Annotated in this window: 6 protein-coding genes; 5 read left to right on the top strand and 1 reads right to left on the bottom strand. The window is 65.1% G+C overall.

The window, feature by feature from the left end; translation table 11 throughout:
* Nucleotides 1-155: 155 nt before the first annotated feature.
* Nucleotides 156-899 carry a phosphonate metabolism transcriptional regulator PhnF gene (phnF, locus tag E5W70_RS30850; RefSeq protein ID WP_292665036.1) on the bottom strand — a complete coding sequence of 248 codons (744 nt, stop codon included), beginning with the start codon at nucleotides 897-899 and terminating at the stop codon, nucleotides 156-158.
* A 136-nt stretch (nucleotides 900-1035) separates the two neighbouring features.
* Here phnF and phnG point away from each other — a divergent pair, with 136 nt between their 5' ends.
* The 5 genes from phnG to E5W70_RS30875 all read left to right on the top strand — a co-directional run.
* A complete protein-coding gene (phnG, locus tag E5W70_RS30855; protein ID WP_292665037.1) occupies nucleotides 1036-1497 on the top strand; it encodes a phosphonate C-P lyase system protein PhnG in 462 nt (153 codons plus the stop codon).
* A complete protein-coding gene (gene phnH, locus E5W70_RS30860) occupies nucleotides 1497-2108 on the top strand; it encodes a phosphonate C-P lyase system protein PhnH (protein ID WP_292665038.1) in 612 nt (203 codons plus the stop codon). The genes phnG and phnH overlap by 1 nt, the downstream gene beginning before the upstream one ends.
* Nucleotides 2109-3221 (top strand): carbon-phosphorus lyase complex subunit PhnI, encoded by a 1113-nt coding sequence (locus E5W70_RS30865; protein WP_292665039.1) that lies wholly within the window; start codon nucleotides 2109-2111, stop codon nucleotides 3219-3221.
* 265 nt (nucleotides 3222-3486) lie between these two features.
* Complete coding sequence (locus E5W70_RS30870; protein ID WP_292665040.1) at nucleotides 3487-4386, top strand: alpha-D-ribose 1-methylphosphonate 5-phosphate C-P-lyase PhnJ; 900 nt, start codon at nucleotides 3487-3489, stop codon at nucleotides 4384-4386.
* On the top strand, nucleotides 4383-4753 hold a 371-nt coding region (locus tag E5W70_RS30875; protein ID WP_292665041.1), incomplete at its 3' end, for an ATP-binding cassette domain-containing protein. The genes E5W70_RS30870 and E5W70_RS30875, both read left to right, overlap by 4 nt.

Consider the following 4753-nt stretch of genomic DNA (forward strand, 5'->3'; position numbering starts at 1 on the left):
CCCGTCGATCGGGGGAGAGGTGGCTCGGCGAAGCCGAGACGGAGTGGGGGAAGGCGGTCCTCAAACGCCAAGCCGCTGGTAAGTAAGCGCGACCGAGCCGGTATGATATCAGCGTGAGTCAGATAAATCACGGTCTCGTATAGGCCGGGCACTACCTACAGCGCCGACAGTTTGAGCTCGATCCGCTCGGCCGGGAAGCGCGACTCCGAAAACTGGATCGGCTGACCGTCGGGCGTGACGTTGACGGCGACCGTCACCAGCACGATGGCGCCGGGCTGCAGGTCGAGGTCCGCGAGGTCGGCGGCATCGGCATGGCGCGCCGACAGCACGGTCGATTGCCTGAGATAGTCGTCGATGCCGAAACGTGCCAGCGATGCGGTGATCGAACCGGTTTCCGCCATGGCGGCATCGATGCCGGCAAAGCGCCTGGCATCGAACCAGCCGGCCGCGCGGGACACCGGCATTCCATCGGCTTCGCCGCGCGTTTCCAGGCGTATCACATCGGCCCCCGTCGCAAGGCCTAAGCCCTCTGCGACACGACGGTTGGCCGGCTCGACCGATGACGCCAGCAAGGTGATATGCCGCTCGGACGCCTGTCCTTGTAATCCCTCGGAAAAGCGGGTGCGGGCGCCGATCGGATAAGACAGCCGCTTGCGCGACAGCACGAAGGTGCCGCGCCCCTGCTCCGCCCTGAGCACGCCCTCCTGCACCAACGCTGCGATAGCGCTGCGCACCGTGTGGCGGTTGACGCCATAGCGTCCGGCCAATGCGATCTCGGGCGGCAGCGCGGCATTCTCGGGAAAATCGCCGACGGCGATCGAATGCAGGATCTGGTCGGCGATCTGCCGCCACAGCGCGACACCGCTGCGCCGCTCTATGCTGCTGGGCTGCCCGATCATTTCTGCCCCCGATCTTTTTGCCCCAGACATTTTCCTCGTGTCATGCACTCGTCATGGACACGCATTAGAAAATAGATATAATTTGTATAATTGTCTATATCAATAGACAAGTTTTGGTGACAAGGGACTGTTAACCATGCGAGGACGAGAAGCGCGAGAGCAGGCCGAGCGCAAGGCCGTGATGGCGACGCTGGCACAATCGGCCGGGGACGACATCGTCCGTCTGTGGGGCGAAGCCGGCCTGCCTTCTGAGGCGGAACTTCTGCGCGGCCCCGAAACCGGCCTGGTCACCGTCCGTGGCCGCATCGGCGGCGGCGGCGCGCCGTTCAACGTTGGCGAGGCGACGGTCACCCGCGCCACCGTCCGGCTCGCCTCCGGACAGGTCGGCCACTGCTACGCGCTGGGCCGTGACAAGCAGAAAGCAAAACTGGCGGCTATCGCCGACGCGCTCTGGCAGGACCCCACCCGCCGTAACGAGGTCGAGACGAAACTCATTGCGCCGCTGCAGGCCGCACTGGCCAGCGCACGTGAACGGCGGCGCGCCGAGACGGCGGCAACGAAGGTCGATTTCTTCACGATGGTACGCGGAGAAAACTGATGGACATCGCAACGCAAGCGATCGAGGGCGGCTTTGCCGATCCGGTGTTCGACGCCCAGACGGTGTTCCGCGCCGTGATGGATGCGATGGCGCGGCCAGGCACTCTGCAGCCCCTGCCGGTCTTTGCCCGCCCGCCGGCGCCGCTGTCGGCCACCGCAGGCGCCATCGCGCTGGCGCTGTGCGACAACGACACGCCGCTCTGGCTCGACCCCGCCTTGCAGGCTCCAGCGACGGTGAGATCCTGGCTTGGCTTCCACACCGGCGCGCCGCTGGCCAACACGCCGGCCGACGCGCATTTCGCGCTGATCGCCACGCCGGCCGAAATGATGGCGCTCGACGGGTTTTCGCAAGGCACCCAGGATTATCCTGATCGTTCGACGACGCTGATCCTCGAGGTCAGCGATCTCGTCTCCGGCGCTCCGTTGCTGCTCGAAGGCCCCGGCATCGAGAAGACGGCGACGATCGCGCCGGCGCAAATGCCGCGTCATTTCGTCGAGCAATGGAAGCAGAACAACCAGCGCTTTCCGCGTGGCATCGACATCATCCTCGCCACGTCCGACGCGATTGCCTGCCTGCCGCGCACGACGCGCATCAAGATCATGGAGGCGTAGATGTATGTCGCGGTAAAGGGTGGTGAAGCAGCCATCCGCAACGCCCACAAATTGCTCGCCGACCGCCGGCGCGGCGACCGTTCGGTGCCGGCACTTCGTCTAGACCAGATCGTCGAGCAGCTGGCGCTGGGCGTCGACCGGGTGATGAGCGAAGGTTCGCTTTATGATCGCGAACTCGCGGCACTCGCCATCGTCCAGGCGCGCGGCGACATGATCGAAGCGATCTTCCTGGTTCGCGCCTATCGCACCACGCTGCCGCGTTTCGGCTACACCAGGGCGATCGACACCGGCACGATGCTGGTCGAGCGGCGCGTGTCGGCGACCTACAAGGACCTGCCCGGCGGCCAGTTGCTCGGCCCGACCTTCGACTACACCCACCGGCTGCTCGATCCCGAGCTTGCCGCCGGCGGCGATGTCGCCGAACCGGAACAGCGTGCAGGCGAAGCGGAGGCGATGCCGCGCGTCTCGGCCATCCTCGCCCGCGAAGGCCTGATCGAGCCCGACGGCGACATGCCCGAGGATCATGTCCCCGGCGACATCACCCGCGAGCCGCTCGAATTCCCGATGGCGCGTGACATCCGCCTGCAGGCGCTGTCGCGCGGCGACGAGGGGTTTCTGCTGGCGCTCGGCTATTCCACCCAGCGCGGCTACGCGCGCAACCATCCCTTCGTCGGCGAGGTTCGCATCGGCGAGGTCGAACTGGAACTGGACGTGCCGGAACTGCCCTTTGCCGTGCCGCTCGGCAGCATCCGCGTCACCGAATGCCAGATGGTCAACCAGTTCAAGGGCTCGGCCAAGGCGCCGCCGCAGTTCACCCGCGGCTACGGCCTTGTCTTCGGCCAGAGCGAGCGCAAGGCGATGGCCATGGCGCTATGTGACCGCGCGCTGCGCGCCTCGGAGTTGGGCGAGGATGTCATCGCCGCCGCCCAGGACGAGGAGTTCGTCATCTCGCATTCCGACAATGTCCAGGCGACCGGCTTCGTCGAGCATCTGAAGCTGCCGCACTATGTCGACTTCCAGGCCGAGCTCGACCTCGTGCGCCGCATGCGCGCCGAGCATGATGCCCGCGAAAACGCTGGCAAGGGCGAAGAGAAGAGGCAGGCCGCGGAATGACTTCAGTTAGCTCCACCACCGTGACCTCCCCCGTCTGGGGAATGGCCTCCGGATCCGCCGTAACCGCTACTGCCGCCAACGGTCTCGCCTTGCGCGCCTTCCCTCGGCTCAGGAAGAACCATTCTCCGAAGCACAAAGGCAACCACCCCGACGAACACCAGCAACAGTATTCCGAGGCGCATCCATCCGGTCGGGGTCATCGGAGCCCAGCCCCTTTTCCGTGTCTTGGAATTCAATTCGGTAGCACAGAGCGGAAGCGATCGCCATGACCGACATCGCCACCTACAACTTCGCCTATCTCGACGAGCAGACCAAGCGGATGATCCGCCGCGCCATCCTCAAGGGCATCGCCATCCCTGGTTATCAGGTGCCGTTCGCCTCGCGCGAAATGCCGATGCCCTATGGCTGGGGCACCGGCGGTGTGCAGGTCACCGCTTCGATCATCGGCCCGGACGATGTGCTCAAGGTCATCGACCAGGGCGCCGACGACACCACCAATGCGGTTTCGATCCGCGCCTTCTTCAAGAAGGTCGCCAATGTCGCCGTCACCACCGAGACGGCGAAGGCGACCATCATCCAGACGCGCCACCGCATCCCTGAATATCCGCTGAGTGCCGGCCAAGTGCTGGTCTACCAGGTGCCGATCCCCGAGCCGCTGCGCTTCCTCGAGCCGCGCGAAACGGAGACGCGCAAGATGCATGCGCTGGAGGAGTATGGCCTGATGCATGTGAAACTCTACGAGGACATCGCCAGGCACGGCCGCATCGCCACCACCTATGCCTATCCGGTCAAGGTCGAGGGCCGTTATGTGATGGATCCATCGCCGACACCGAAATTCGACAATCCGAAGATGCACCGTTCGCCGGCTTTGCAATTGTTCGGCGCCGGCCGCGAAAAGCGCATCTATGCGCTGCCGCCCTTCACCGATGTCGTCAGTCTCGACTTCGAGGATCATCCGTTCGAGGTGCAGACCTTCGACCAGCCCTGCGCACTGTGCGCGGCCGAGAACGTCTATCTCGACGAGGTCATCCTCGACGACCATGGCGGCCACATGTTCGTCTGCTCCGATACCGATCATTGCGAGAAGCGGCGGGCCGAAGGCCATCGCGGCCACCTCGCGCCCGAGACCCCCCTTGCCCAGGAAAAAACGGAGCCGGCGCAATGACGGACGAACCGCTGCTGCGCGTCTCGGCGCTGTCCAAATTCTACGGCTCGCGCGTCGGCTGCGAGAACGTCACCTTTGACCTCTGGCCGGGCGAAGTGCTGGCGGTGGTCGGCGAATCCGGTTCCGGCAAGACGACTTTGCTCAACTGCCTGTCGACACGGCTGCTGCCCTCTTCTGGCACCGCCAGCTACCGCTTGCGCGACGGCCAGTTCCGCGAGCTCTACCGCATAAGCGAGGCCGAGCGCCGCTTCCTGATGCGCACCGATTGGGGCTTTGTCCATCAGAACCCCGCCGACGGGTTGCGCATGACGGTGTCGGCCGGCGCCAATGTCGGCGAACGGCTGATGGCGGTCGGCGACCGTCACTA

This window comes from Mesorhizobium sp. (assembly GCF_005063415.1).
Lineage (GTDB): Bacteria > Pseudomonadota > Alphaproteobacteria > Rhizobiales > Rhizobiaceae > Mesorhizobium.